The 26,121-nt window shown below is 58.0% G+C and carries 26 protein-coding genes, 1 tRNA gene and 1 pseudogene; 1 reads left to right on the top strand and 27 read right to left on the bottom strand.

Annotated features, from left to right (window positions below; translation table 11 throughout):
* Nucleotides 1-21: 21 nt before the first annotated feature.
* The 12 genes from surE to rsmD all read right to left on the bottom strand — a co-directional run bounded on the left by surE (nt 22) and on the right by rsmD (nt 9,973).
* Entirely contained in the window at nt 22-810 is a 789-nt protein-coding gene (gene surE, locus KGL31_09550; GenBank protein MDE2322142.1) for a 5'/3'-nucleotidase SurE, read from the bottom strand.
* Between the two features lie 68 nt (nt 811-878).
* Nucleotides 879-955: transfer RNA gene (locus KGL31_09545), tRNA-Pro, on the bottom strand.
* 19 nt (nt 956-974) lie between these two features.
* Entirely contained in the window at nt 975-1,370 is a 396-nt protein-coding gene (locus KGL31_09540) for a MerR family transcriptional regulator (protein MDE2322141.1), read from the bottom strand.
* A gap of 43 nt (nt 1,371-1,413) precedes the next feature.
* Nucleotides 1,414-1,695: an HU family DNA-binding protein gene (locus KGL31_09535; GenBank protein ID MDE2322140.1), complete on the bottom strand. Its 282-nt coding sequence runs from the start codon at nt 1,693-1,695 to the stop codon at nt 1,414-1,416.
* A gap of 170 nt (nt 1,696-1,865) precedes the next feature.
* Nucleotides 1,866-3,290 carry a hypothetical protein gene (locus tag KGL31_09530; protein MDE2322139.1) on the bottom strand — a complete coding sequence of 475 codons (1,425 nt, stop codon included), beginning with the start codon at nt 3,288-3,290 and terminating at the stop codon, nt 1,866-1,868.
* A gap of 20 nt (nt 3,291-3,310) precedes the next feature.
* Nucleotides 3,311-4,963, bottom strand: coding sequence for a vitamin K epoxide reductase family protein (locus KGL31_09525; protein ID MDE2322138.1), 1,653 nt, complete (start codon nt 4,961-4,963; stop codon nt 3,311-3,313).
* Nucleotides 4,941-5,732, bottom strand: coding sequence for a radical SAM protein (locus KGL31_09520; protein ID MDE2322137.1), 792 nt, complete (start codon nt 5,730-5,732; stop codon nt 4,941-4,943). The genes KGL31_09525 and KGL31_09520 overlap by 23 nt, the downstream gene beginning before the upstream one ends.
* Nucleotides 5,732-6,295, bottom strand: a complete 564-nt coding sequence (hpt, locus tag KGL31_09515; protein MDE2322136.1) for a hypoxanthine phosphoribosyltransferase — start codon at nt 6,293-6,295, stop codon at nt 5,732-5,734. The genes KGL31_09520 and hpt overlap by 1 nt, the downstream gene beginning before the upstream one ends.
* Nucleotides 6,289-7,602, bottom strand: coding sequence for a tRNA (N6-isopentenyl adenosine(37)-C2)-methylthiotransferase MiaB (miaB, locus tag KGL31_09510; GenBank protein MDE2322135.1), 1,314 nt, complete (start codon nt 7,600-7,602; stop codon nt 6,289-6,291). The genes hpt and miaB overlap by 7 nt, the downstream gene beginning before the upstream one ends.
* A 105-nt stretch (nt 7,603-7,707) precedes the next feature.
* Entirely contained in the window at nt 7,708-8,910 is a 1,203-nt protein-coding gene (locus KGL31_09505) for a pyridoxal phosphate-dependent aminotransferase (GenBank protein MDE2322134.1), read from the bottom strand.
* A 23-nt stretch (nt 8,911-8,933) separates the two neighbouring features.
* Nucleotides 8,934-9,419, bottom strand: coding sequence for a pantetheine-phosphate adenylyltransferase (gene coaD, locus KGL31_09500; GenBank protein ID MDE2322133.1), 486 nt, complete (start codon nt 9,417-9,419; stop codon nt 8,934-8,936).
* Complete coding sequence (gene rsmD, locus KGL31_09495) at nt 9,416-9,973, bottom strand: 16S rRNA (guanine(966)-N(2))-methyltransferase RsmD (GenBank protein ID MDE2322132.1); 558 nt, start codon at nt 9,971-9,973, stop codon at nt 9,416-9,418. Before rsmD ends, coaD begins: the two co-directional genes overlap by 4 nt.
* A 115-nt stretch (nt 9,974-10,088) precedes the next feature.
* Here rsmD and rpmB point away from each other — a divergent pair, with 115 nt between their 5' ends.
* Nucleotides 10,089-10,292 (top strand): 50S ribosomal protein L28, encoded by a 204-nt coding sequence (gene rpmB, locus KGL31_09490; protein MDE2322131.1) that lies wholly within the window; start codon nt 10,089-10,091, stop codon nt 10,290-10,292.
* A gap of 47 nt (nt 10,293-10,339) precedes the next feature.
* On the opposite strand, the gene KGL31_09485 is transcribed toward rpmB, so the two are convergent.
* The 15 genes and pseudogenes from KGL31_09485 to KGL31_09415 all read right to left on the bottom strand — a co-directional run bounded on the left by KGL31_09485 (nt 10,340) and on the right by KGL31_09415 (nt 26,121).
* Nucleotides 10,340-12,478 (bottom strand): bifunctional (p)ppGpp synthetase/guanosine-3',5'-bis(diphosphate) 3'-pyrophosphohydrolase, encoded by a 2,139-nt coding sequence (locus KGL31_09485; GenBank protein ID MDE2322130.1) that lies wholly within the window; start codon nt 12,476-12,478, stop codon nt 10,340-10,342.
* A gap of 148 nt (nt 12,479-12,626) precedes the next feature.
* Nucleotides 12,627-13,292 carry a threonylcarbamoyl-AMP synthase gene (locus tag KGL31_09480; GenBank protein MDE2322129.1) on the bottom strand — a complete coding sequence of 222 codons (666 nt, stop codon included), beginning with the start codon at nt 13,290-13,292 and terminating at the stop codon, nt 12,627-12,629.
* The gene (locus KGL31_09475; GenBank protein MDE2322128.1) at nt 13,253-14,509 is read right to left on the bottom strand and encodes a branched-chain amino acid ABC transporter substrate-binding protein; all 1,257 of its coding nucleotides are present in this window, start codon (nt 14,507-14,509) and stop codon (nt 13,253-13,255) included. The genes KGL31_09480 and KGL31_09475 overlap by 40 nt, the downstream gene beginning before the upstream one ends.
* Nucleotides 14,451-15,155: an ABC transporter ATP-binding protein gene (locus tag KGL31_09470; protein ID MDE2322127.1), complete on the bottom strand. Its 705-nt coding sequence runs from the start codon at nt 15,153-15,155 to the stop codon at nt 14,451-14,453. Before KGL31_09470 ends, KGL31_09475 begins: the two co-directional genes overlap by 59 nt.
* Before the next feature lie 880 nt (nt 15,156-16,035).
* Nucleotides 16,036-17,118: pseudogene (locus tag KGL31_09465) on the bottom strand (branched-chain amino acid ABC transporter permease).
* Between the two features lie 103 nt (nt 17,119-17,221).
* Nucleotides 17,222-18,124, bottom strand: a complete 903-nt coding sequence (locus KGL31_09460) for a branched-chain amino acid ABC transporter permease (protein MDE2322126.1) — start codon at nt 18,122-18,124, stop codon at nt 17,222-17,224.
* A 72-nt stretch (nt 18,125-18,196) separates the two neighbouring features.
* Complete coding sequence (locus tag KGL31_09455; GenBank protein ID MDE2322125.1) at nt 18,197-19,309, bottom strand: branched-chain amino acid ABC transporter substrate-binding protein; 1,113 nt, start codon at nt 19,307-19,309, stop codon at nt 18,197-18,199.
* A gap of 153 nt (nt 19,310-19,462) precedes the next feature.
* Nucleotides 19,463-20,107 (bottom strand): thiamine phosphate synthase, encoded by a 645-nt coding sequence (gene thiE / locus KGL31_09450; protein MDE2322124.1) that lies wholly within the window; start codon nt 20,105-20,107, stop codon nt 19,463-19,465.
* A gap of 218 nt (nt 20,108-20,325) precedes the next feature.
* Nucleotides 20,326-20,883 (bottom strand): elongation factor P, encoded by a 558-nt coding sequence (gene efp, locus KGL31_09445; protein ID MDE2322123.1) that lies wholly within the window; start codon nt 20,881-20,883, stop codon nt 20,326-20,328.
* Nucleotides 20,884-20,925: 42 nt separating this feature from the next.
* Entirely contained in the window at nt 20,926-21,396 is a 471-nt protein-coding gene (gene aroQ, locus KGL31_09440; protein ID MDE2322122.1) for a type II 3-dehydroquinate dehydratase, read from the bottom strand.
* A gap of 2 nt (nt 21,397-21,398) precedes the next feature.
* The gene (gene aroB, locus KGL31_09435) at nt 21,399-22,493 is read right to left on the bottom strand and encodes a 3-dehydroquinate synthase (protein MDE2322121.1); all 1,095 of its coding nucleotides are present in this window, start codon (nt 22,491-22,493) and stop codon (nt 21,399-21,401) included.
* Nucleotides 22,490-23,020: a shikimate kinase gene (locus KGL31_09430; GenBank protein ID MDE2322120.1), complete on the bottom strand. Its 531-nt coding sequence runs from the start codon at nt 23,018-23,020 to the stop codon at nt 22,490-22,492. Before KGL31_09430 ends, aroB begins: the two co-directional genes overlap by 4 nt.
* Nucleotide 23,021: 1 nt before the next feature.
* Complete coding sequence (gene aroC, locus KGL31_09425; protein ID MDE2322119.1) at nt 23,022-24,182, bottom strand: chorismate synthase; 1,161 nt, start codon at nt 24,180-24,182, stop codon at nt 23,022-23,024.
* Nucleotides 24,183-24,189: 7 nt separating this feature from the next.
* Nucleotides 24,190-24,978, bottom strand: a complete 789-nt coding sequence (locus KGL31_09420; GenBank protein MDE2322118.1) for a hypothetical protein — start codon at nt 24,976-24,978, stop codon at nt 24,190-24,192.
* Between the two features lie 297 nt (nt 24,979-25,275).
* Entirely contained in the window at nt 25,276-26,121 is an 846-nt protein-coding gene (locus KGL31_09415) for a hypothetical protein (GenBank protein ID MDE2322117.1), read from the bottom strand.

Raw genomic sequence — 26,121 nt, 5'->3', positions numbered from 1 at the left:
TCACACCCATCGACAACCATGTTACGCTGTTGCGCGCCGCCGCCCCGCTGTGGCCGATACGTCGTCCCAGCGGAATTCCCACCTCTGGAGCGCTTCGACAACGCTCGAGTTAGTCAGATCCAGGTGAAGCGGCGTAATCGAGATCGACCCCGCCATCACCGCGGCATAATCGCTGTCTTCCGATGGCTCCCATGTGGGTTCCTTCCCACCGATCCAGTAATAGGCCTTCCCGCGTGGATCGACCTTTCTCACGATAATGTCATCATAGCGTCGCCTTCCCTGTTGCGTGATCGCCACACCTTTAATCGCTGACGGTCGACAATTCGGAACGTTCACGTTCAGCATGGTATTTGATGGCAGTCCATTTTTAGCAATCAGCTTCGCCATCATAACCGCGACCAGTCCTGCAGCCGTAAAGTTGACCCGACGATGAGCCACGACGGACAGGGCAAACGCCGGGACCCCGAGCAGCGTCGCTTCGAAGGCGGCCGACACTGTCCCGGAGTAGGTCACATCATCGCCCATATTCCCGCCAACATTGATCCCCGAGGCGACCAGATCGAACTTCCGGTTGATCATACCCATCAGCGCCAGTGCGACGCAATCAGTAGGCGTACCGTCGACCGTGAACCAGGTCGGTGCAACCTTGGTGACACGCAGCGGCCTGTTTAGTGTAAGGGAGTGGCCGGATGCGCTCCGTTCGCGATCGGGTGCCACTACCCACACCTCACCAAGGTTGGATAGGGCATCCGCAAGCACCCGAAGCCCTCGAGCGTGAATACCGTCATCATTAGAGATCAGAATATTCATTCACAACTGAAAAAAAGAGCAGATATATCATCTGCCCTTCGATGGTCTCGAATACCAATGGGTCAAACTGGTCGGGGCGATTGGATTTGAACCAACGACCCCTGGCCCCCCATGCCAGTGCGCTACCAGGCTGCGCCACGCCCCGAGGATGCCAAGTCTTCACGTCAGGGGGAATCTCTACGCAATAACGAAGAGACTTGCTTCAGTTCTTCCTTCACCAGTCGGAGAGAATCCAACACCGTTGGCGGGAACGGTTCCTGCTCAGATGCGAGATGGCGCTTCGCGCCCGCAATGGTGAAGCGCCTCTGGTAAAGCAACTCCTTAATGCGAAGTACAGCCAACACATCATTACGTCGATAGAGGCGCTGCCCGCTTGGGCTCTTGGTTGGTCGCAGTGTCGTAAACTGTGTCTCCCAGTAGCGGAGGATGTACGGTTGAACCCCGGTCAGCTCAGCAACCTCTCCAATCTTGAAGTACAGTTTTTCAGGGATCTCGGAACCGCTATCAAGACCTGGGAGAAGCCTTTGTAAAGCCCGAGGTTTTGTTCTAACCAACCTCATCCGTGCGCTGGGCACAGTCTTGCCTCTTCCGCCGACTCGAAAGCTACCCGCCGAGGTCGTTCACAGCCTGATGCAGGGCCTTACCCGGCTTGAACTTCAGTACCTTGCGAGCCGAAATAGTAATCGGATCACCGGTCTGAGGGTTCCGCCCTTTTCTCGCCCGCTTGGCTCTGACCTGAAAAGAGCCGAAGCCGACAAGCTGGATCTTCTCCCCTTTCTTGAGGGCGTCTTTCACAATGTCGAGGGTCGCCTCCACTGCTTCCATCGCCTGTTTCTTGGCGAGGCCTCTTTCGGCGACGATCGAAGCTATGTCAGCCTTGGTCATTGTTTTCCTTCCCTCTTACGAAAATACACCATTTCTTTGAGTGCTTCAGTTCCTATATCAGCTTTCGCTACGGATCAGAGAGCTTTCTCAACCTTTCCCCTCCACTTTCGTTGATATGATAGAGAGCACGCGGAAGGTTGTCAAATCCTTTTTCCAGGTGGGTGTACCGGCTACTGAGATGTAGAGTCGTGTCGGCTCGACGAGTCATCGGAAACGAGATGGAGCGGGTCACCTGCAGCCGGAGAAACAGCAGCACGATAGGCATAGCTCAGGGTCCGTCCCATCACCGCCACGTAAATCAGGCCTCCCAGTGCGAGGACCATGGCACCCAGCCGAGCGATCGCCACCTGGGCCGTGATCAGGCCACCAGCCAGCGTCAGGACGCCGACGTTCAGTAAGACAAAGACGAGCGGCCGGCAGCTCTGGAGGGACAGCTCTGCGATTGCCAGCCTGGGCCATCCTCTGCGGTCACGCACACCAACGACGAATCCTGGAAAGAGCTTGAAAGACATCCCGATAATGAGGTTCGTCACCCACCCGAGCAGCCCCAGCACTCCGTACGCTCCCGCAATCCTATTGCCAAGGGCGCTATCCGGATCAATCCACAGCAGCGAGAATCCGAGTCCAACGGCAAGCAGCAAACACACGATGCCGGCCAGCGCGTGCCGCATCGTCCAATCGATCGGTATCCGCCGATGACGCATAAGCGTCTGAAGTATGCCGACATAGGTAAGCAGAGCCAACAGGATCACCACACTCCAGACGGTTATCCCGGGAATCCAGCCAAGAAGCGCCATCGCTAATCCGGCGACGCCGACGGCAAGGCCGTACACTTGCCAGACTGCCACACGCGGTAGCGTCAGTTCGGACAAGAGAAACGCCGGAGCCATCCGATAGGAGACGGAACAGATGGTCAGGCTCACCCATCCGAGCGCCGCAAGATGCGCGTGACCGGCCAGGTTAGTGAGAACGTTGCCGGGAAGAAACCCGCGAGCCTTATCGAACGCCAGGAGAAAGCCGAGCGTTGCCGCAAGCAACAGAAATCCGATCGATATGCACATGCCGGTTTCGGCCGCACTCTTGTGCCAAGCAGGACCAAGGCAGTGCCACATGTTCATCGCAAAGAAGATCACGCTGAGCACAATGGCCGCCGCCGCCATCCAAGTGGGTGGCCATGCTCCAATCAGCATGTGCGCCATGAGACCTGTCGCGCTGAAGATGAAGAGCCCGAACTGCCAGCGCGCTAATCTCGGAAAGCGCAAGGGCCGTTTCGTTATGGCTGGAACGAGCCGGTACATAACCCCCATGATGGCGGAGCTGATCCATCCCAGCGTAAAGGTATGGGTCACGGCCAGGATCCGAGGCTGATAGAAGAACTCCACGAGATCGCCTACCACCCAAGGCACCGACGCGACACCCACTCCGAAGAGGATAATAGCCGACATGAAGAAGTGGATCGGAAGTCGCGCCATTCGGATGACGTCGCGAGACGGCATGCCTTTTGCTATCGGTTCGGTATCCTGCTCCGGAACCACGTTCGCCCCTTCTCTCGGATCAAGATCGATCCGCAATCTTTCGGATCGGTGCAACGTCATGGGATATCCCTTTTCTGACCTCAACCTGCTTGCCCCCCAGCATCTACCAACGAGCCTGATCGTTTTCCAGACACAGCAGACAACGCCATGTTGCCCAGAAAGAGTAGTACGGCTACCACATTGAACAGTCCGCCCGCCAGTCTTCCGGGCTGCCACATCGCCACATCCCCCACTATTCGCAGCACAAGCGACAGATGAAGCAGGATGAGATGGCTGTAGAAGGCGGGGCGAAAAGGCAAAGGAATTCCCAGCACAGACGGAAAGATGATCGGGGCGTGCCCGATAATCATAGAAAACACAAAGCCCACAAATATGGCGTGTAGAGTCGCATCATAGCCGTTCTGAATGTCAGGTCCGTGCATAGCGTGCAAAGTTGCATGATGGTGAGCCGCCACTCCGCCAAAAATTAATGTGAGCATCCCGGCTACTGCCAGCCACACGTAGCCTGAAAGCAGGCTGAGCGCCACAAATCGGTGGAGTCCTGTTTTTTGCACCGCATGTCGCGCCATATCGTGCCGCAATAACCAGACACTCAGCGCAATCAGCCCCAACCCGCTCAGGCGCGCCCCGATGTCGAACGCAATCCCGACGGGAATGAGTCCGGCCACAAACAACCCCAGCGCGGCGAGGAATGAGAGCCGATGTCGTGGCGCAAGAGGGAGAAAGCGGCTCAACTCCAGTCGTTCGCCGGCAATGGTCAGGATCAGGAAGGCGGCCCACCAACTCACTACGCTGGCAATCGACCATCCGTTAAGCCAGAGGATGTTGCCTCCCAGCCACACGAGCGCCCCAAGCCCCATCGTGATTGTAAACAGGGCCGGCTGCTCCCATATGAGGCGAGCGAACGTGACGACCAAGATGAGGCTGCCCATGGTCATCAATGCCGGACCTACTGTACCGGGCACACCGGTAATCAGCGCCACGGCGCCCGCCCCGGTACACAGCGGTCCAACAGCAGACCACCACTTCCCCATTGCCACCGCCCGTTCCAACCCGATAAGCGTCCCTAAGAATCCGGACACCATCAGAGGACCATGTACATCCGGCAACGTCGCAGGGACGATTGACCAGTCCCAACCTAAACGGTAGAGTCCTCCCAGCAATGCAGCGAGCAGGGCGAGCATCCCCGCCGCCATCAGCGGAAACCTGTAGGCGCGTCGCAAAGCCCCTGTTGGAACTTGCATTGTTCGTGGTGGGATCGCCCGTTCCGACAGCGCTAGAGGTCGTATCGTGAGAAACGCACTCAGGCTCAGACTAAAGAGCGACGTCATCGTGAAGGCCGAAAGGACGCACCACGAACAGATCGATTCAATCACTGCGACCTGCAGATAGATCAGCCATGCCGACACCGCGACGCCGATTCCGGCGATTGCGACGATCATCCCCAGCACCCGCCGACTGAGAAGCGTTACGGCCACGATCGAGAGAGTAAGTAGCAGCAGATACCCCCCGATACCGAAGGCGGCAAGAGGGATTCCTCTGATCTCAGAGTATGCGCTTTGATTGACAACATCGCATCCCCCTGCAAGACAGAAGGCCGCAGTGTCCGCGCGATGCTGCCAGAGCAGATAGCTTGAGTCGCCCAGGCCTAACAGGGCGAGTACAGGGAGCGCCAGCAGCCGCCGCAACGTTCGACGGCTACCGACTGCCTCAGTAGACCTCAATTGGAACATGGGCGCGCCGTCGCGCGTAGCCGGCAATCGACTCGAGTACCCCCCTGGAAACCGGCGTCAAGCCGGGGTCGGCTGGGACCCGGTCGAGCGTATAGATATGAACACCACGCGGGCAAATCTCACCCACCCGGTCGGACCATTCGCGAATCGCTAAAGGGGCCGTATTCGCCACTCTCCCCCACACGAACATCGTTTGCAGTAGTACGCCGTCGAGCTCGGCTAACCCCTGGAGCATCGTACCGAAGTCCCACCCGGGGGCCGGCAGATTGATCCGACGCACGAGTGTCTCGCTTCCGGCATCCAACTTCATCAACTTTAGATCGATCCTCAGCAGGGCGGCGCGCACCTCCGGCCGATGCACAGTAGAGCTATTCGAAAGAATGGCGAGCTTGGCGTAGGGCGTATAGAGGTCCCGCAGGTCAGCGGCGGCCTTGACAATCGCCTCCAACTCCGGATGGAGCGTCGGCTCGCCATTGCCTGAGAAAGTGATGACGTCGATGGGGATCTGCTCACGGCGCAGTTGCTGAAGCTTCGTCTCCAAGGCATCGGTAACCTTTTGAGCTGAAGGCAACTCCGCGCTCTGCTCGGTGGGCTTCAGGATCGGATGCACTGTCCAGCCGCACTGACAATAACGACAGTTGAAGGAACAGAGCTTCGCGCCGGCCCCAAGCAGATTCACGCCCAGCGAGCGGCCGAGCCGTCGGGAATGCAGCGGCCCGTAGACCAGATCCTCTTTGACCAGACGGTGTCGGCGTGTGTCCCTCGTCATCACGTTTGGCGTACGACTTCCATCCTGGCGGGGTCTACTGTCTCAAGTACGGCCACGTACGGAAGCCCCCGTCCCTGCCCATACGCGTCGAGGCCGTAGCCGATCATCCAGGCGTCGGGTACCTCAAAGCCGACGTAGTCGGCGTTGATCGCCACCTGTCGTCGACTCGGTTTGTCCAGGAGGACACAGGTGCGCAGCCAGCGTGGGTTCCGGGCGGCCAGGTGCGCGCGGACCATGCTGAGCGTCCGTCCCGAATCCAGGATATCATCGACAAGCAACACCACCCGTCCGTCGAGATCCAATGCGCTGTCCTTGTGGAGCTGTACCAGGCCACTGGAGGCCACCAACGGCCCGTAGTGTGAGACGGCCATCAGGTCAACCTGGGGCTCGATCTCCAAGCGTCCCAGCGCCCGTACCAGGTCGGCGAGGAAGATAAACGCGCCGGTGAGCAGACCGATCAGGACCGGCGTCGGCTCCGGCAGGTCCTGGGCGATCGCGTACGCCAGCTCATCCACCCGCGCTGCAATCGTCTGCTCATCGAACAGAACCCGATGTGTCAGCACACCATTCCGCCTTGCAGGTACAGGGGGGTAGCCCCTGTAATCGCCACTGACACGACGCTCCCGTCCGCTACCCCTCCACCTCCAAAGTGGACAATCTTATTCTGCCGTGTCCGACCGGTATGGCGATCGGTATTCCCCTTGGCATCTTCACGATTCACCAACACCTCGACTGTTCGGCCGAGGTACGCGCGGTTGCGCTCCAGCGACAGTCGGTTCATGAGCGCAAGCGCCTGCTCCAACCAACGGGCTTTCACCTCCTCAGAGAGCTGATCAGGCATCCGTTCCGCCTCTGTGTGGGGTCTCGGCGAATACTTGAACATGAAGGCGCCATCGAACCCAACCTTCTGCATCAGATTCAGAGTCGCCTGAAAATCCTCCTCCGTTTCACCGGGAAACCCGACAATAATGTCCGTAGTGATAGCGATCTCTGGTGTCCTGGCCCGCAGCAGTGCGATCTTTTCCAGGTACTCATCCCGAGTATGGCCGCGCTTCATTTGATGCAGGATCCGATCAGAGCCCGATTGAACCGGCAGATGGATCTGTTCGCACAGACTCGGCAGTTCGGCGATTGCCGCCGCCAGCTCATCGGTCACATCGAGAGGATGCGGACTCGTAAATCGAACCCGCATCTGACCGTCTACGAGCTGATCGATCTGACGGAGCAGTTCCACAAAGCTGACCGGAGGCGTGAGTTTCCTCCCGTAGGAGTTGACGGTCTGACCCAGGAGCGTGACCTCGCGATACCCCTGGCGCTTGAGCCCGCGGATCTCCTCCACGATCTCCTGCGGAGGCCGACTGCGCTCACGGCCACGAGTGAAAGGAACTACGCAAAAGGTACAGAAGTGATCGCACCCCTCCATGATGCTGACCCAGGCCCTGATATTGCTTTGACGCTGAACCGGCGCGTTTACGGGGTAGGAGTAACCTGGTGTTCTTGCGGTCGCAACGCCTCTCGCCGTCCCGGCCTGAAGCAACGATGGAATGGCTGTGAGCTGTCCTGGACCGACAACGAAGTCCAGGTATGGAAAACGATTAAGGAGCGCCTCCCCTTCCTGCTGCGCGACACATCCGCAGATGCCGATCTTCAGTTCGGCGCGCTCCCGTTTCAATACCTGAAAAGACCCGAGGCGGCTGTAGACCTTATGCTCCGCCTTCTCGCGGATCGCGCAGGTATTGAGAAGAATCAGGTCGGCCTCCTCCTCCCGTTCGGTAAGGGTATACCCCTCGCGAAGCAGCAGGCCGGTGATCCGCTCTGAATCAAGATCGTTCGCCTGACAGCCAAAGGTGATCAACTTCAGTTTAGGCATTGCCAACCTCTTGCGGTGTACAGCGTGCGAGCGTGCGGCGTTTTGAGAAGCGATGGAAGCTGACGCACCACGCAGTACGTAATAACGCAATACACGCAATGAGCATCAGCCACGAAGCACGTCAAGGGCCCGCTCGATCCGCTCTACTCCCTTGCTGATACTTTCCATCGGCGTCGCGTACGAAAGGCGAAGATGCGCGTCGCTTCCGAATTCGCTCCCTGGGACCAATACGACACGGGCAGTCTGCAATAGGTAGGTTGCCATCTCGGCGGAGTTCCGAATAGGGCGGCCATTCGCCACTGCTCCGTAGAAGCTGGAGACATTGGGAAAAAGATAAAATGCGCCTTCAGGGTTCGTGCATGTAATACCGGGAATGACATGCAGCCGATCGATGAGATACTTCCGACGTCGATCGAATTCAACCACCATAGCGCGCAGATCATCATGCGGGCCGAGGAGGGCGGCAACCGCTGCCTTCTGCGCGATCGAGGTGGGATTCGACGTGACCTGACTTTGGATAGTGCCCATCGCCTTGATGATCTCCGCCGGTCCCGCCGCGTACCCGATCCGCCAACCGGTCATGGCATACGCCTTCGAGACGCTATTGACAAGGATCGTTCGACTTTTTATCTCCTCGCCGAGCGAGGCGATGCTCGTATGGGCATGCCCGTCGTAGGTCAGCGATTCATACGCCTCGTCCGAAATCACCAACAGGTCTCGCTCCACCGCAAGCGCGGCGATCGCCCGTAACTGTTCCAGCGGGACCATGGCGCCGGTCGGGTTGCAGGGACTGTTCAGCAGGATCGCCTTGGTCTTCGGCGTAATGGCCGGCTCCAGCGCCTCACGGGTCAGGTGGAACCCATCCTCTTCCCGCGTCTGCACGATGACCGGCCGTGCATCGACAAGGCGAATCTGTTCCGTGTAGGTGACCCAGTAAGGGGCCGGGACAATTACCTCGTCCCCAGACTCAAACAGCACCTCGGCGATGTTGAACAACGAATGCTTCGAACCGCACGATACAATCACCTCTGGCGGACTGTAGGAGAGGCCGTTATCGCGCTTCAGCTTGGTGATGATCGCCTGTTTCAACTCGTCGATGCCGGCGGCAGCGGTATATCGTGTGAACCCCTCCCGGATGGCGGTAATTGCCGCTTCCTTGACGTGAGCCGGCGTCTCAAAATCCGGCTCTCCGAGTCCGAAGTCCACAACATCGATTCCGTCCGCCTTCATCTGCTTGGCGATAGCAGCAATGGCCAGCGTGGCAGAGGGACTGGCATTCCTGGCGCGACTTGACAGATTTATGGTCATTGTCCTTGTCTCCGTTTTTCTCCCTAACGTAAGGTGACCTGCTCCTTCAGCATCCTTTCCACCATGGGTGTGACGAATTGGGAAACGTCCCCGCCCAGTAAGGCGATCTCTTTCACGAGCCGCGAACTCAGGTAAGAATACTTTTCGTGGGGCATAAGGAATACCGTCTCGATCTCTTCGTTGAGTTTTCGATTCATCAACGCCATCTGAAATTCGTATTCGAAGTCGGAGAGAGCGCGAAGACCACGGATAATCACGCGCGCTCTCCTTCGTTGCATGTAGTCCACCAGGAGGCCGTCGAAGGAGTCGATAGAGACACCTCGCATCCCCCGAACAGCGTTCCGGATGATCTGTTGCCGCTCCATAAGGCTGAACAGCGCGGCTTTCTCCGGGTTGGTGCTCACAGCGATAATAAGACGAGAAAAAAGGCGATGGGCCCGCCTGGCGATATCAATATGACCGAAGGTAAACGGATCGAAGGTCCCGGCGTAGACAGCCAGCGTCGTCACATTGCCTCCTGTTGGTAGAGCTGAAGGGCTGTGCCGCCATGTCGGACCTCGCGAATAAGCGTCAGCCCGGCAGGGACGTGGATCGGGACGGCCTTTACAGATCGTTCCAGAATCGTCATGCCGGTCGGTGCAAGGATCCTAGTCGACGCGATCAAACTAATGACCGCCCCCGCATCAGTGTGCAGGTAAGGCGGATCCAGAAATATCAGATCGAATTGTCGTGATCCGCAGACCGACCGGCGCAGGTATCGGAGAACTTCCATCGGAACTACCTCAGCCCGGTCACGAAACCCCGACGTGTCGAGATTTCGATGCAACATCGTAAGGGCCGACCGATTATGCTCAACGAAGACCGCCACAGCCGCGCCACGGCTCAGGGCTTCGATCCCCACCGCTCCGGTCCCCGCGTACAGGTCGAGAAACGTCCTGCCTTCTATCTGTTGCGCCAGCAAATTGAATAGGACCTCCCGCAGATAGTCCGAGGTCGGCCTCGTCCTTCTTCCGCGAGGAGCCAGAATCCGTCGCCCCCTGGCGAGGCCGCCGATCACCCTCATGAGTCGTATGAAGCAGATGTGTGCGTCTGCGCTTGATTTTACTTCGTGGTCGCAGTATAATTATTGGTCGTTGCGAATAATCATTCAGTGGTCACCAACCATCGGAGGTGCTTCAATGCCGATCACGCATGCCAGTCAATGTGAAATGTGCGGACGAGGTCCGCGAGTAAGCAGTCAGGTCAGCCATGCCCACAACGTCAGTAAGCGCCGTCAGCAGATTAATATCTCGCGTCATCACATTGTCATGAACGGCACTCGCCGCTACATGGCACTCTGCACTCGCTGTCTGCGATCCGGGCGCGTCCAGAAGGCCGGATAAACAAAAGCGCCATTAACTGGTAATCATTAGCTCATGGCTGATCTTGGTCAGCCGCGAATGCGCTCTACTCCCATCACCCCGTCGATCTGGCGGATCGCTCCCATCGCTGACTGAAGCTGCTTCAAATTGGCTACCTCAAGCGTAAAGGTGTTTAATCCCTTCCGGTCTTCCGTCACGCGTATATCAGCCTGAGCAATATTAATCTTCGTGGCGGAGATTGCCGAGCTGATTGCAGCCAGAATCCCTGGTCGGTCCTTCCCGATCATCACGCGGATTTTGACCTGATGGGCGGTCTTCGGTGCTGCATCCCAGGAGACGTTAATCTTTCGATCCGGGTCGTACAGGAGTTGGTCTATATTCGAGCAATCCGCCGTGTGGACCGAAACCCCGCGTCCACGGGTAATGAAACCGACAATCTCATCACCAGGGAGCGGGCTGCAACACCTGGCGAACCGAATGAGAAAATCGTGTGCCCCTAGAAGAGTCACGCCCTCATCGGGCTGCTGGCGGACCTTTCGCTCCGGCTTTATCTCCCCTTCATGGGGTAGCTCTTCTGCGGGCAGGAGCTTGGCTATGGCCTGGCGAGGGGAGAGCTTACCAAATCCGACGGTGGCGAAAAACTCGTCCGGGGCCGCATAGCCATAGCCGACGAGAACCTTGGTGATCGCGTCCGGCTTGAGGATCTGAGAGGGGCTCTTACCCAACCGCCGAAGCTCCTTTTCCAGCAGGTCTTTCCCGAGACTGATACTCCGGACCTTCTCCTCATTTTTGATCCACTGCTTGATCCGCCCCCTCGCCCGCGAGGTCTTCACGAGTTTCAGCCAGTCGCGGCTCGGATGGTGCTTTGAGTCGGTCAGGATCTCGATAATGTCGCCATGTTGCAATTCGTATCGCAGGGGGACCAGACGGCTATTCGCCCTGGCCCCCACACAGGTAAGGCCGATATCGGTGTGGACACCAAAGGCAAAGTCAATGGGGCACGCCCCCTTGGGGAAGTTCTTCACATCTCCTTTCGGCGTAAATACATAGACTTCTTCAGGGAACAGATCAACCTTCACCGTTTCCAAAAACTCCCGGCTGTCTTTCAGATCGCGCTGCCACTCCAGGAGCTGTCGAATCCAGGCAAACCCTTTGTCGGCCGGGTCAAGCGCCGCCTTCCCCTCCTTATACACCCAATGGGCCGCTATCCCCTCCTCCGCCGTTTTGTGCATCTCATGGGTTCGGATCTGTATCTCCACCGGTTCGCCGACCGGGCCGATCACGGTCGTGTGCAACGATTGATACATGTTGGACTTCGGCATCGCAATGAAGTCCTTGAACCGACCCGGAATCGGCTTCCATAGTGAGTGGATCACGCCCAGCGAACCGTAGCAATCCTTGACTGATTCGGTGATTACCCGGACCGCGGTCAGATCATAGATCTCATCGAATTCTTTATGTTGATCGTGCATCTTCTTGTAAATACTATAGAAATGCTTTGGCCGACCGATGATCTGGGCCCGAATACCGACCTCGGTTAACTTCTGCTGAAGGATCCCGATGGCCTCATTGATATCCTTCTCACGCTCCCGCCGTTTCTTCGCGATCCGTGCTGACAAGTCCTGGTAGACCTCGCGTTCAAGGTGGCGGAGCGCCAGGTCTTCGAACTCGGCCTTCATCCAATAAATTCCAAGGCGATGGGCGATGGGCGCGTAGATGTCGAGTGTTTCCCTGGCAATCAGTCGACGCTTCTCCTCTCGAAGCGGTTCGAGGGTGCGCATATTGTGAAGCCGATCAGCCAGCTTGATCAGGATGACACGGATATCTTTCGACATCGCCAGCACCATCTTACGGAGGCTCTCGGCCTGGTGCTCCAGGCGACTACCAAAGGGGAGCTTACTGATCTTCGTGAGACCGTCGACGAGATCCCCGATCTCATTGCCAAAGGCCTGCTTGACCTCCTCCAGAGAGGCGTGGGTATCTTCTACCACATCGTGCAGGAGAGCCGCCGCAATGCTCGCTACATCCATCTTCAGATTCAGCACAATCTCAGCCACCGCTATCGGATGCGACAGGTACGGCTCCCCAGAGATTCGCTCCTGACCCTTGTGGACCCTGGCGGCAAAATCGTAGGCACGTTGCAGCAGGGCCACATCCGCATCAGGTGATGCTGCGCGAACGCGTTCAATAATCGGCTCAATTCCCATGGCGCTTGTACCTATCGTTGCTGATCTATGCTGTCAATATCCCATAGCCCTTTGTAACACTTTATTTTTAGCACATTTTCGCGGACTTTCCAAAAGCTTTCAGGAAGTTTCAATTCGACGTCACGCCCGCCTTCTTTGTAAAGTGTGCCTACAGTCCTAGCAGTCTCAGGATCTCTTCTTGCCGGACTGGACCACGTCTTACAATGACGGGCGGGCTGACGGTAACGTCCACAACGGTTGACGGACTCCGACCGGCCACAGGACCCCCATCCAGAACCAGGTCCACCTGATCCCCCAACTGCCGTAGCACCTCATGGGCGTCCAAGGGATCTTTATCCCTCGACCGGTTCGCGCTTGTTCCGGTCACCGGGCCGCCGAACTGGCGGATCAGCGTAAGCGCAACGGCTGCATCCGGGGCCCTGAGGCCGATTCGACCGGTCCCTGCAGTGAGCAGCGTGCAGATCCCGCGAGGGGCCCGCACGATGAGGGTAAGCGGACCGGGCCAGTAGCGCTCGGCAAGCCGAACGGCCGCCTCAGGCAGTTCACCAACCAGCCTGGTCGCCATCATGAGGTCGGCTACCAGCAGCGGGATAGGACTCCTCAGACTACGACCCTTCGCGACAAAGACGCGCCTGACGGCAAGCGGGTTTGAAGCATCAGCTCCGAGGGCGTACAGGGTGTCGGTGGGAAACGCGACCAGACCCCCCTTCCGGAGAACCAAGACGGCGCGAGCCACCGCAGAAGCTGACGGGATCTCAGGTACGACCGCAGGTCTTATCGCTTGAGCGTTCGATCGGTCACCTGTTCGAACCATCCTTGAAAGCTACCCCCTTTCTTGACCTGATAGATTACATAGGGTGGCTTGACCAGATCGCCCTTATGGTCCCACCGGAGCCGGCCGAGAGCGCCCATGTAGGTCATCCGATGCAAGACCTGCGAGACCCGAAGTAAATGAGGCCGCGACGGAGTTGTTGGCCTGGCATCGGCAATGGCCGTAAAAAGCGCGCCTGCCGCGTCGTACGCGTACAGCGAATATGGGCCGATGGCGCTGTACCGAGCGTGAAAGCGCTTGATGGCGGCCTCAGCAGTTGGCAGCAGCATAGGGTCGGGAGCGAAGGTCAGATAGGTCCCTGCCGCCGCAGCCTCTCCGGCCAGATTGACGAACTCCGTTCCGAACACCCCATCCCCACTGACCAGAGTAGCCTGGACACCCTCCTCCCGGAGCCTTTTCGCCAGCAGACCGCCCTCGTGATACAGCCCCCCGAAATACACCAGGTCCGGCTCCTTCGCCTTGATCTGTTCGACCACAGAGTTAAGATCTTTCCTGTCCGACGAAAGCGCCATGCTGGTCACACGAAGGCCGCGCAGCGCATGTACGATCCGCCGCTTGAAAGCCTCTGCAAGCGCCTGACCGTAAGCCGTTCGATCGTACAGGATCACTATCCGGCGAGGGTGAAGCCTGTCAAGGACGAACTCGGCCGCCACCCGTCCCTGCTGATCATCTCGACCGCACGTACGAAAGAGGCTCTGGAACCCCTGCTCTGTGAGTCGCGGGTCGGTGCTTGAGGGTGTGATCTGAGGAATTCCGGCTGCCTGATAGATCGCTGAAGCCGGAAGCGAGGCGGCTGACGTCAGGTCGCCGATCACACCCCAGACCCCTGCCTGCACCAATCGTTTGGCTGCAGCAACCGCCTCCAAGGGATCGTTACGATCGTCCTCCAGTAGGAGTTGAATGCGATGCCCCTGGATACCTCCCTTCTCGTTCCACTCCTCGACAGCCAATGCCGCCGCCTCCCGTACATAGCGGCCCAGGTGCGCCATGTCGCCCGACATCGGACCCACGATCCCGATCGTAATGTCGGAAACCCTCTGTGCGTCCCCCGCCGCTGACGTCTGCGGAATGTACGCCAAGGCGAGCGCCAGGAAGGCCACGACGATACGGGCTACAGAACAAGCCGACTTTTTCCGGCGATTACTCCCCAAGGTAGGCGCTTCGAACTTCACCATTGGCCATAAGGTTTTCAGCTTCATCGCTCAGTACGATCCGACCGACCTCCATGACGTACCCTTTGGCCGCGATCCGCAGGGCCATGTGCGCGTTTTGCTCGACCAGCAGGATGGTTGTCGATTGGGCATTAATCTCTCGAATCACCTCGAAGATTGTCTCTACCAATTTGGGGGCCAGTCCGAGCGAAGGTTCATCCAGCAGCAAGAGCCGTGGGCGCGCCATCAGGGCGCGACCGATAGCCAACATCTGCTGTTCGCCGCCGGAGAGGGTTCCGCCCGGTTGCAATCGGCGGTCTTTCAGCAGCGGGAAGAGTTGAAATACCCGATCGAGGTCCTGACGGATCTCTGCGCTATCAGCGCGGGTGTAGGCGCCCATCTCCAGATTTTCCAGGACGGTCAGCGTTGGAAAGATTCTCCGCCCCTCGGGGACCTGTGAGATGCCACGCTCGACGATGGCATGGGGTGGCAGGTGAGTCAGATCCTCATCCTCGAAGATGATCCGTCCGTTAGTTGGTCTCAGGATTCCGGAAATCGTCATTAACGTCGATGACTTCCCGGCCCCGTTGGCACCGATCAGTGTAACGATCTCACCCTCCTTCACCTCAAGACTTATCCCCCTGAGCGCGTGGATGGCGCCGTAATGGACATGTACCTCTTGCAGGCTAAGCATGTACCGACTCTTTCCCGAGATAGGCGCCGATCACTCTGGGGTCGGCCTTGATCTCTTCCGGTCTGCCTTCGGCGATCTTGATCCCGTGGTCGAGAACGACTACCCGTTCCGAAATGCCCATCACCAGCTTCATGTGGTGCTCGATGAGCAGAACGGTAATGCCCCGGGCGCGAATTGCATGGATCAACTCCATGAGGGCGTTGGTCTCCTGAGGGTTCATCCCCGCGGCCGGCTCATCCAGGAGTAAGAGGGTCGGGTCGCTTGTCATCGCCCTCGCGATCTCAAGGCGTCGTTGGTCGCCGTATGGAAGTTGGCTTGCCCATAGATCGCTTTTTTCCTCGAGGCCTACGAACCGCAGCAGGTCACACCCTTTTGCCACCAACTCCTCCTCTTCTTTGATCACGCCTTTCGGTCGGATGATCGCGCCGATCACTCCAGCCCGCATCCGACAGTGGCCCCCTACCATAACGTTCTCGAGCACCGTCATGTCGTGGAACAACCGAATGTTCTGAAAGGTGCGGGTCACCCCCTTCGCGGCCACCTGATTTGGCCTCAGGCCGACCAGGTTTTCACCGCGATAGCGGATCTCTCCGGACGATGGAGCGAAGAGGCCTGTCACACAATTAAAAAAGGTGGTTTTACCGGCCCCGTTGGGGCCGATCAGGCTGACAATTTCCCCCGCCTTCACGCTGAGATCGACCATATCAAGTGCTCGGAGACCGCCGAAATCTATCGACAGCTTTCGTGTTTCAAGTAGGATCGTGATCGTATCACTCGGCAGTTGTGGGGTCGGACCGACCCGCCGTAAGTCCGCCGAATGGGCCTGAGGCCCGCTCGCCACTGAGGCGCGAGACAACCCCTTATGCCCGATGGGGATCGTCCGTCGGCGCGCGGTAAGCAGCCCCCTTGGTCGAATCACCATCATCCCAACCATGGCCGCCCCAAAGACCAACATGCGGTACAGCGCAAACTGCCGCATTATCTCGGGCAGGATCAACAGCAGTGCGGCCCCAAGGATCACTCCTGGTATGCTTCCCATCCCGCCAAGCACGACCATACAGAGAACGATGACCGATTCAAAAAATGTGAAGCTCTCAGGAGAGATGAATGTCATCTTACTCGCAAAGAAGACACCCGCAACTCCCGCCCACGTCGCGCCAAGACCGAACGCGAGCAGCTTCGTCTTGACCAGGTCGATCCCCATCGCCTCAGCGGCGATCTCGTCATCGCGCATCGCGGTCCAGGCGCGACCAAGACGCGACTGATTGAGCCGATTGACTGCGAAGATTGTGAGCAGAACGACAGCAAGGATCAGGTAGTAGTAGTGGATCGGGTGGGAAAAGGTGAATCCGAAAAGACTCGGGCGTGCGATCCCGATAATCCCGTTAGGTCCGCCTGTCACGCTATCCCAATTGTTCAGAACGATCCGGATCATCTCACCGAACCCGAGCGTGACAATCGCCAGGTAATCGCCCCGCAGACGCAGGGCCGGGAAGCCGAGTACAACGCCGAAGATGGCCGCCAGAACCGCCCCCAACGGCAAGACCTCCCAGAACGAGAAGCCAACCCGGGTTGCGAGCAGACCGTACGCATAGGCTCCTACGGCATAAAACGCGATGTAGCCGAGATTCAGCAGCCCCGCCAGGCCCACGACGATGTTGAGTCCGAGCGCCAGCGTCACATAGATCCCCACCTGGGTCAACACATCGATGTAATACCGATTCAGACCAAGGGGGATCACAATCGCAGCGGCGAGCATCAGAATGTAGAGCGGGCGACGATTGATGCGCTGGGTCAGGCTGCGAACAGTAGCCCCACCGGCCTCCACCAGACGATCCATCCACACCGGTGATTTTCTTCGCCATTGGGAAACGAACCACTGCATGAGGCCGAGCAGCGCCACAACGCCGGTAACCATGAGGGGACGTCCCAGGCCAAAATAGTGGGCGTCCAACTCTATCATGAGAGGCAGCGACAGCAGTCCCAGCCACAGACTGGTTAGAATGATTTTCGCCAAAGGGCGGCGATAGAATGGAAGAGAATGCGACAAGGTTCGCATGGTGTTCCTAGGCGCGTTTTGATGTGTCCGTACCCAATAGGCCCGAGGGGCGAAAGATCAGTACAAGAATCAGGATAGCAAACGCGAACACATCTTTGTACTCACTGGAGATATAGCCCGCCCCCAGGCTCTCAATGAGACCCAGCAGCACTCCTCCCAGCATCGCGCCGGGAATGCTGCCGATCCCCCCCAGCACAGCGGCGGTAAAGGCCTTAATGCCGGCGATGTAGCCGATGTAGAAGTTAATCAGACCATAGTACATTCCGACCATTACGCCAGCCACTGCCGCGAGCGCCGAACCGATAAGGAACGTCACACTGATCACTCGGTTCACATCGATACCGACTAGGCTGGCCATCTGCTTATCCTGGGCTGCTGCCCGCATCGCCTTACCGATCTTGGTCCGGCGCACCAACAGGTGAAGCCCGCACATCATCAGGACAGAGGTGACTATGATGAAGATCTGGATTGCGCTGATCCTGCCACCCGGCAGGTCGATTCCACCCTGGATGAACAGTTCAGGGAACCCCTTATCCCTGGGCCCCTGGGCCAGCATGACGAAATTCTGGAGAAAGATCGAGACGCCCAGAGCGCTGATGAGCGGAGACAGACGCGGGGCGCTACGCAGCGGCCTGTAGGCCAACCGTTCAATGGTGATGCCGTAGGCGCCGCAGAAGAGAATCGCCGCGATCATCATGCAGAGGAGGGTGATGCCGGAATCCGGAGATGTCAGATGAAGCGTGGTCAGGAGACTGAAGGTGATGATTCCAATGTAGGCGCCCAACATGTAGATTTCGCCGTGGGCGAAGTTAATCAGCTCAATGATCCCGTAGACCATGGTATAGCCCAGCGCGATCAGCGCATAGACACTACCAAGCGTTAACCCGTTCACCAACTGTTGAAGCAGCATGTCCCCTCAACGCAAAGGGAGGGAAGAGATGGCTCCCTTCCCTCCCTTTTACGTCACAAGTACCCTTTCCGCCTACTGGAGTTCCACAAACTTTCCGTTCTTCACCTCCCAGATCACGTAGGGCGACACCAGCACGTCACCCTTTTTATCGAACTGAATCGGTCCGAGAGCGGTTTTCCATTTCGTCTTCCTGATATAGTCCGCGATCTTGACGCCATCGGTAGATTGAGTCGCGGCAATCGCATCGAAGAGAAGCACGGCGGCCACATAGCTATACACGGTGTAGGCTCCCACCGCGGTGCCAAACTTTTCTTTGTGCCGCTGGATGACTCCCTGGGCTTCCTTGATCTTTGTTTGGTCCGGGGTGAACGTGATAAAGGCGCCCTCCGCAGCCTTACCCGCAATCTCAACGAACTCCTTGGCCCAGACGCCGTCGCCACTAATAAAGATCGTTTTCATTCCCAGTTCGCGCATCTGCTTCGTGATCAGGATGGCCTCCGGATAGATGCCGCCGTAAAAGAGGACTCCCGGATCGGTCTGTCTGACAGCGGTCAGAACCGGTCGGTAGTCTTTTTCTCCCTGCGTAATACTCCCGTAGTAGACAGGCTTGATCCTGGCCTTTTCCAGGGCCTTCACCGTTTCATCTGCCAGCCCTTGTCCGTATGTGGTCTTATCGTGCAGGACTGCGACCTTCGCCTTCTTTAGCTTCTTCACAATGAAGTTGGCCGCCACACCGCCCTGCTGGTCATCCCTGCCGCATACGCGGAAGACGTTCCACAGGCCGCGTTCAGTGAATTGCGGATTGGTCGACGCAGGGGTAAGCTGCACAACCTTGCCGTCGCGATAGATAGTAGACGCCGGAATCGAGCAACTGCTGTTGAAATGGCCGATCACCCCGACGACCCCTTCATTGACAAACTTATTGGCGACCGCAACGGCCTGCTTAGGATCGTGTTGATCGTCACCCCAGACGATCTCAATCTTCTGTCCCAGGAGACCCCCTTTGGCGTTCCACTCGTCTGCGGCAATGATGGCGCCGTTCTTCAGCTCCTGTCCCAGAGCGCCTTGATCCCCCGTCAGTGGTCCGGCCACACCAACTTTTATAGCACCGGCCGCCTGGGCGTTTGCGGCAATGAGTAGGATAAGCGTGAGAGCCTTCCACAGCCACAACCACCGCCGTCCCATTCTTCCCTCCTCGATCGAATTAGTGGCAGCATGATGATGCTATGCAACGGATCCGATTCCATACACACATCGAATCGACAAGCACTTACGAGCGCAACCTTATTGCCGACTATAGAAATATTGTGAAAAGATTGCCGTTGGCTTCCTACTGTATTAGCACTCGCCCTTCGCTTGTCGAATCGCTGTTGCGAAGGCCTGAGTCGCTGTGGTGATGTCATCGGCGCCGACGATCGCCGAGATTACCGCGGCTCCGGCCGCCCCGGCTCGAATGACGATCCCAACGTTGCTCAATGTGATGCCGCCGATGGCCACGAGCGGAAGATCGACCCGGGCCTGCACCTGTCGGATGATCTCGCAGCCTTTTGGCTCGTAGCCGGTGGCTTTCGTTCCGGTCGCGAAGATCGGCCCGATGCCGAGATAATCGGCGCCCTCCTCTGCGGCCCGAACCGCCTGCTCCACGGAGTGAGTCGAAACCCCCAGAATCTTGCCGATTCCAAGGAGTGCGCGGGCGGCCTTTGGCGGCAGGTCGTCCTGCCCAAGGTGGACCCCATCGGCATCGACCGCCAGGGCCAGGTCGAGTCTATCATTGACGATGAAGCGTACTCCGCGCTCTTGACACAGTCGAGCGATCTGACGCGCCTCCTGTAGAAGCTCACGGGGTCCGGCCACCTTGTCCCGAAGCTGGATCATCGACGCACCGCCCTCCACCGCTCGCGCCGCGATGTTGAAGTGGCTCAAGCCGCGAGCATACCGGCGGTCGGTGATAACACACAGGCGACATGCCTGCCAGGGAATCACGGAGCTATCTCGCAGAGCAATACTGCATGTGTCTGCGATACGCCCATAGGCATATATTTCTCACAAGACACTGCAACTCAATGAGCTGTCATTGCGAGCGACCAACGGGAGCGTGGCAATCTCACCATCGTTGTTCTGAAGGACTGTAAGATTGCTTCGGCTTCGCCTCGCAATGACGCGACAGGTTGTCGACCCAATACAGAGATCGGTGAATCGCCTCAGGCTCGCTCTACATAACTACCGAAGCGCGTGTCTACACGAAGTAGATCCCCGACGTTAATGAACAGCGGAACCTGGATCGTGGCGCCCGTCTCGAGTGTCGCCGGCTTGGAGCCGCCGGACGCCGTGTCGCCACGGAAGCCGGGGTCCGTCTGGACCACCCTGAGCTCAACGAAGGTCGGTAGCACCACACCGATCGGTTCCCCACGATGGTTTAGGACCGAGATAATCATCTCTTCCTTCAGGAAGCCGCTGGCCTCTCCGAGCTGTTTCTCATTCATCGTGAATTGGTCGAAACTCTCCGTATCCATGAAGTGATAGACGTCACCGTCGTGGTAGAGGAACTGTACTTTGCGATCCTCTACCTCCGCCTTCGGAAGCTTCTCCTCGGTTCTGAATGTGCGGTCAATGATGGCGCCGGTCTTCATATTCTTCAGCTTGGTGCGCATGAAGGCGCCGCCTTTGCCGGGCTTGACCCACTGAAAGTCTGTGACAACGAAGGGACTGCCATCCAATTCAACCTTCACCCCAGGGCGCAGATCTCCTCCAGAAATCATCATCTCTTTTCTCCATGAGTAAACGAGACCTGAGCGTTCATCTCACGATCCCTTTTTATCAAGTAGCTGAAGGGCAGCCTCTAGCCCCAGCCGATAACTAAAGGCGCCGAATCCAGTGATCTGTCCGGCGGCAACATCGGCGATCAAAGAACGATGGCGAAACTCTTCACGGCGGTAGATGTTTGACAGATGGACCTCGACCGCCGGGATAGCCGCGGCAACGATCGCATCCCGCAGCCCCACACTCGAATGGGTTAAGGCGGCGGCGTTGACAATCATGGCATCAGCCCATCCCATGGCCTTGTGGATCGTATCGATGAGCTCGCCTTCGTGGTTGGACTGAACGAAACGGATTTCGACTCCTCGTGAGTCCGCATAGGACCTCAGTTCATCCTCAATCTCCTTCAGCGTTGTACGACCATACTGATCCGGTTCTCGACGTCCCAACAGGTTCAAGTTAGGTCCGTTCAACACCAGAATACGTTTTCCCGAGCTGCTTTTCACGTCACCCATGGTCACCGACTCCACGCCGCACGGAAGGCGGCCTTCAGCTCACCAAGGTCCGAAATGGCCGCTAATGTCGCATGGCCGATCCCCTTGGTTACGACGAAATAGATCATCTGATTTCTCACCTTTTTATCATAACGTATTGTGTGTAAAAGACTCGATGTATCTGCATGGGCGCTTGTCGGTAATCCGATTCTGGTCAGGAGGCTCCGCAACCGATCCAGATCTTCGTGTTCGCAAAGGCCTCGGTTAACCGAAAGCATTGTCGCTACGACCATTCCGATTGCTATCGCTTCACCGTGAAGAAGTCGATGATATCCGGCGGTGGTTTCAAGGGCGTGACCAACGGTATGCCCGAAGTTGAGGATTGCGCGCACCCCCTCCTCCCGTTCATCCTGTTCGACGACTTGCGCCTTGATCGCGCATGAGCGGGTCACAAGATGGGTCAGGGGCTCTTCCTCTGCGCGGAGGATTGCATCCAGGTGCGTTTCGACGTACGCGAACAGCTCCCGATCGGCGATCATGCCGTATTTTATCACTTCGGCCAGCCCGGCCCGCATCTGTCGCGGCGGCAGCGACCTCATGGTCTGAACATCAGCCACGACCAGCGACGGCTGGTAAAAGGCGCCGACCAGATTCTTCCCCGCTGGCAGATTGACGGCAACTTTTCCGCCGACACTACTGTCCACCTGGGCCAGAAGCGTCGTTGGAACCTGCACCAACGGCAGACCTCGAAGGAAGGTCGCGGCCGCGTACCCTGCCAGATCTCCGATCACCCCCCCACCCAGGGTAACCACGGCAGAGCGGCGATCCATCCGATTATGCAGGAAGGCCCGATACAGGCCGGCCGCCTGACGCAGCGACTTCGCCCGTTCCCCTGCCGGAACCTCTGTGATTGCCACCTGGAACCCGGCCTGCCGCAGCGAGGCTGACGCTTTGGCCTCGTAGAGTCGCCTTACGACGGGATTTGTGACAATCATCACTCGCCTGCTCGGAAGCAGCTCACCACACAGAGCGCCCAGTTGCTTCAGTAATCCACTCCCAACGACAATCTGGTAACTCCTGCTGCCGAGCGCTACGGGGACTCTGGCCACACTCTTCATCGCCCTCTATCCACGCTCCCGGCTGTCTCCAGGCGGAGACGGCACACGATCCGATCGACGATCTCTTCTATATCCGCTCCGCTCGTATCAATAGAGAGATCCGCTTGGGCATAGGCGACACCTCGCTGCTCCAGCAGCTCCCGGATCCTGGCGAGCCGGTCCGGAATGTGTAAAAGCGGACGATGGGTGTCGGCGCCCAGCCGCTGCAGGATAACGGCCGGCTCAGCTACGAGACACACGAGGACCGCTCCAGTTCTGAGATTCCGGACATTCTCCGGGTCGAGCACGGCGCCGCCTCCGGTGGCAATCACACAACTCCGGCGATTCGCCAGGCCCGCAATCAACTCCCGCTCTCTCCTCCTGAAGCCGGACTCTCCCTCAATCGCAAAAATCTCCGGGATCGCCATATTCGCCGCCGCTTCGATCGCGTCGTCCAGATCGATAAAGGGCAACGCAAGCCGTTGGGCGAGTCGACGACCCACCACACTCTTCCCTGTCCCCATGAATCCGGTGAGTACGATCTTCATATTAGCGTTCGCGAATCGAGGTGATATACCCCTGGTAATTGCGTGTCATCTCCTGTAAGCTGTCGCCGCCAAACTTTTCACGAAATGCCCGCGCAATCTCAAACGCCACAACGGCCTCCCCGATCACCCCGGCGGCGGGAACAGCGCAGATATCCGATCGTTCGATGCTCGCGTGAAATGGCTCTTTTGTGCGGAGATCCACTGAGGCCATCGGGGTGTACTGCGTGGCAATCGGCTTCATCGCGCCCCGAATGAGGATCGGCTCGCCGTTTGACATCCCCCCTTCCAGCCCACCTGCCCTGTTGGTCTTCCGCATGAAGCGACCGTTCTCGTAGAAGATCTCATCATGGGTTTCAAACCCGAATCGCCTGGCACCCTCAAACCCCAGACCGATCTCCACCCCTTTGATCGCCTGGATGCTCATCACCGCTTGGGCAAGCCAGCCGTCGAGTTTGCAGTCCCAATGCACATAACTACCGAGCCCAACCGGGAGATTGAGCGCGACCACCTCGAATACGCCCCCGAGGCTGGTGCCTCTGCTCCTTGCCTCGTCGATCTTCCGCATCATCGCTTCGCCAGCCTGCTGATCCGCGCATCGCACTGGGGAGGCCTCGGCGCGCTCTCGAATCTCCGTAAACGAGAGGTCATCAGTCTTAGCCGCGACGGGTCCGATCCCAACAACATGACTGAATACCTCAGCGCCGAACTGCAGCAGTAACCGCTTGCAGACGGCTCCGACAGCCACACGGGCGGTCGTCTCCCTAGCGCTCGCTCGTTCAAGTACATTACGGATATCCTGTTGCCCGTATTTGAGAGCCCCGGCCAAATCCGCGTGTCCCGGTCTTGGACGAGTGACGGCCCCTTTTGGATCAGCTTCCCTCCCTATCGGCGCTGGGTCCATCGTAAGCTTCCAGTTTTCCCAATCGCGATTTGCGATCAGGATCGCGATCGGTCCACCAAGAGTCAGACCATGACGAACGCCGCCTACAATGTCGGCCTCGTCATTTTCGATGCGCATCCTGCCCCCGCGTCCGTACCCCTGCTGCCTTCTCACGAGCTCACGCGTAATCTCCTGGACGGTAAGCGGAAGACCGGCTGGGATACCCTCCAGGATCGTCGCAAGCATAGGACCGTGAGATTCGCCCGCGGTCAGATAGCGCAACATCCCATCACTCCGTCACCGGTTCCTTTGGCGGCTTGAGAGACTCGATCTTGGAGCGCTGGAGCAGATACTCGACGCAATTCTGCGCAAAACGATCCCGATCCTTCCAGTCGCCGGTGAGTGTCATGTCCAGCGCAATCGCCAGGATAGTTCCTGGGCCGATACTGCGCTCAGCAATAAGCGGCATGGGGCGACGCCCGCCTCCCGCAATCTCTCCGCCTCCAGGGTCGCCCCCACCTGCAAAGGCTGCCTTGGATGCCTTGCGGTACTGTGCGATTTCCTGAGCGCCGCTGTTCAGGTCGAGCTCGTTGAAGAAGGCCATTGTCGGGATTACGACGTCTCTCAGGATCGGATGGCTAGGCTGAAAAATCAGCGTCGGGCCGAAGGGGTGTGGAACCCAGTCATCCCGTGATGGCTTGAGCGGCAAAAGGTCCGCTAACGGTGTACCGGCATATCCCCCACTCCCGTAAGACTGCTGTCCACCAGTGACCAGCAATGAACCCCCGCGCTCCAGATAGTCAGCAAGCCCATCGCGCACCGCCTCCGGCAGGCTGTCATAGCTCACGTTCGAGAGGATAACCACGGAGAACGCGGCAAGTGGGGAATCTCCGAGTTCGCGTGTGACGACCGCGCCGGTCTTCGACTCCACCTCTGACCAAGTGAGATAGGAGTCATCGCCCAGCGAAAGGATCATCGGCTCGTTCTCGGCCATGAGGTTACACGGATCAAGGAACCCCCAGCCCAGGACAACGCCAACTACGATCACAATCAGCCATGTGGCCGATACCCCATTCACCGGCGGTGCGCCTATGGGTATTATGCTCCCTCGTACCCCCTCACCTCCATCCTCTCCCTGATGAGGAGAGGAGTCATCTCTTATTGCCCCTCGCCCCCCTTGGGGAGAGGGAGAGGGTGAGGGGAATTTTCTAACCGAGGAGAAATACTTCAGCAGCGTACGCATGATGTATCCTTTACAGGCCGGATTGTACCCCAAGTGATAACACGATAAAAGGGAAAACCCAGCCGACAAGCGTGTTGGGGAGGAGATTCAGGTGAGCGGTACGTTGAGCGAGGCGGATTCGGCAGGCAGTCCTTACTTGGCCAACAGCTCAGCAGTAGTCTTGATCTTCCGATAGCAGAGCCGAACGCCCGCGTCGGCTTCACTGAGGCGCTCTAACTCCTTGAGTAATCTGGCCGGCAGCGGCTGATCGACCGAAGTACTCTCATCAAGCACAAGGATATTCGGCAACGGGGCATCACCATCCTTATCTCCGATCTGAAACTTACCCCGGCGTCTCCCCTTTACGGAAACTTCAACGTCGATCCACGGTCTCCACGGAGCCTTCGAGAGGTTTGTGACGACCCCGATCAGATGACCGTCCACGACCTCGACTTCACTCACCGCGAATTCAACCGGCTCCCCAGGACATAGCCCCTCACCCGATCGGCTTTTTGCCAGACGTTCAGGGGCAATCTCGATGACACCTCGCCGATCAACCTTAGCTAGTTCATCTCGCTTCAACCCATAAATATCGACACCTTTCTCTTCGACGACCTTTGCGTTTACAAAGCTCTCGTCACGATTGGTGATCAGGTAATCTTCCAACGGCATGGTGGCGCCAGACGGCTTAATCGGTTGGAGACTTTTTGTTCCGAGGATAGCATAGACATCGTCGACGTTCAGCTCTCCAAAGTACCCATTAGTCGTGCTCCAGAAGATTTGGCTCCTTGGCTTCCCCTTCGTGCAGTCTTCCACGAAGATTGGCTGCTCGCTGGCCTGGAGACCCTTTCCAACCCCCTGGCTGGTGGAAAAGGTGCAATCATCAGCTACGATGAAATGCCCCCCCTTGAGATAGATGAGGTATTCAGCATTCGAGGCGGAGGGCAGGCTGAGGAGGAATGCTATAGCCAGGGTTGTTATATGACGATTCGCTATCAT

This window comes from Candidatus Methylomirabilota bacterium (assembly GCA_028870115.1).
In the GTDB taxonomy this organism is placed as follows: domain Bacteria; phylum Methylomirabilota; class Methylomirabilia; order Methylomirabilales; family Methylomirabilaceae; genus Methylomirabilis.
The sequence above is the reverse complement of the archived record's forward strand: the minus strand, read 5'-3'. Positions and strand labels throughout refer to the sequence as shown.